Below are 2,172 nucleotides of genomic sequence, written 5' to 3'. Positions count from 1 at the left end.
GACCCACGACCTGCTGCAGGAAGGCGACGTGGTGGAAAAGCTGCAGACCGTGATGCAATCGGACAAGAGCATCTATGACGGCTGGGTCAACGACTCGGATCTGATCGGCACGCACTTCCGCTACGGCAAAACCGAATCGATCACCGACCTGATGGCCAACGAGGGCAAGAGCTTCACCTCGCCGACCCTCGACATCAAGGACTTCATCGGTATCTCGTTCACCACTGCGCCGGACGGCAAGATCTATCAGCTGCCTGACCAGCAGTTCGCCAACCTGTACTGGTTCCGCGCCGACTGGTTCGAGCGTCCGGAGCTGAAAGCCAGGTTCAAGGAAAAATACGGCTACGAGTTGGGCGTGCCGGTGAACTGGTCAGCCTATGAAGACATCGCCAAGTTCTTCAGCGAAGACGTCAAGGAAATCGACGGCAAGCGTGTCTACGGGCACATGGACTATGGCAAGAAAGACCCGTCCCTGGGCTGGCGTTTCACTGATGCCTGGTTCTCCATGGCCGGTGGCGGCGACAAGGGCATCCCCAACGGCTTGCCGGTGGACGAGTGGGGCATCCGCGTCGAGGACTGCCATCCGGTGGGCTCCAGCGTGACCCGCGGCGGCGATACCAACGGGCCAGCGGCGGTGTTCGCCACCACCAAGTATGTGGACTGGATGAAAAAGTACGCGCCACCGGAAGCGGCGGGCATGACTTTCTCCGAATCAGGTCCCGTGCCCTCCCAGGGCAACATCGCCCAGCAGATTTTCTGGTACACCGCGTTCACTGCCGACATGACCAAACCGGGCCTGCCGGTGATGAATGCCGACGGCACGCCGAAATGGCGCATGGCGCCTTCGCCGAAAGGTCCGTATTGGGAGGAGGGCATGAAACTCGGTTATCAGGATGCCGGTTCCTGGACGTTCATGAAGTCCACGCCTGAGAAGCAAAAACTCGCGGCCTGGCTCTATGCGCAGTTCGTGACCTCGAAAACCGTGTCGCTGAAGAAAACCATCGTCGGCCTGACGCCGATCCGCGAATCGGACATCAACTCGCAAGCCATGACCGACCTGGCGCCGAAACTCGGTGGCCTGGTGGAGTTCTACCGCAGCCCGGCCCGCGTGCAATGGACCCCGACCGGGACCAACGTGCCTGATTATCCTCGCCTCGCGCAGTTGTGGTGGAGCCACATCGCCGAAGCCGCCAGCGGCGAGAAAACCCCGCAACAGGCACTCGACGGCCTGGCCAAGGATCAGGACGCGATCATGACCCGCCTGGAACGCTCCAAGGCACAAGCCACCTGCGCCCCGAAAATGAACCCCGAGCGCGATGCGCAATACTGGTTCGACCAGCCGGGCGCACCGAAGCCGAAACTGGAAAACGAGAAGCCTAAGGGCGAAACCGTGAGCTACGCCGAACTGCTGAAATCGTGGGAGGCGGCGCGTAAGTAAAATGGTTGTAATTTGAAAGGCGAACGGCACCGGAAGGTGCCGTTTTTGTTTGTGTCGGGACCAAAAACGAACGCCCGCTTTTCTACAAAAAACTCTATTTAAGGGCTGTTGTAGGAAAAGGATATTTTCTTTTGGCGAAAATTCTGAATCATTCTTTTGACCCTGCCGTGAGGGTCGCGACGCTGATAGCGTCCGCCGCATTATTTCTGAACACCCTTCCAAAGCTAAGGATTTTGAAATGAATGCACCCTTGCAGCCCTTGTATACCAACGAAGTCTCTCCTGAATTTCTCTGCCTCCTGGACGACTCTCCCTTCACCGAGGAACAACTTGCAAGATTTGACGACGAAGACATGACGATCATCCATCAACAGCAGGCTTACGCTGAAGCACATCCCCCTTGCGCCATCTACCGTGTGGCAACCCAAGGCAGCCAAACCCGTGATGGCGGAGTAATCCAACAGGCAGTAGCGCCGCTCACGTTCACATTGGATAACGGTCAGAAAGTAACTGCGGCACAGAAAGGCGATTATGTCGTGTATGCCGATGGAGGTACGGCGCAGATCGTCACGGGCGCGGGACAAGGGAATAACGATTTAGCGCTGGTTGGCAGCCGTCTTTGCAATGGCGACGAAATCATCAACACATTGCAAGGGGGTTACCTGTTCGTTGTGCGTGAAGGTGTATCGATGGCCGAGGATTTTTTGCCCTCTATTGAGGGAGCAGAAACCAATG

General features: G+C 57.4%; 2 protein-coding genes. Both read left to right on the top strand.

The window, feature by feature from the left end; translation table 11 throughout:
• Positions 1-1,438: ABC transporter substrate-binding protein (locus ACXRVY_RS25430; RefSeq protein WP_458238572.1), on the top strand; the 1,438-nt coding region annotated here is incomplete at its 5' end.
• A gap of 238 nt (positions 1,439-1,676) precedes the next feature.
• The coding region (locus ACXRVY_RS25425; RefSeq protein ID WP_458238571.1) for a hypothetical protein at positions 1,677-2,172 on the top strand (496 nt) is incomplete at its 3' end.

The sequence above is a fragment of the Pseudomonas sp. P5_A2_2 genome (assembly GCF_054177685.1).
This window is presented reverse-complemented; position numbering and strand designations above follow the sequence as displayed.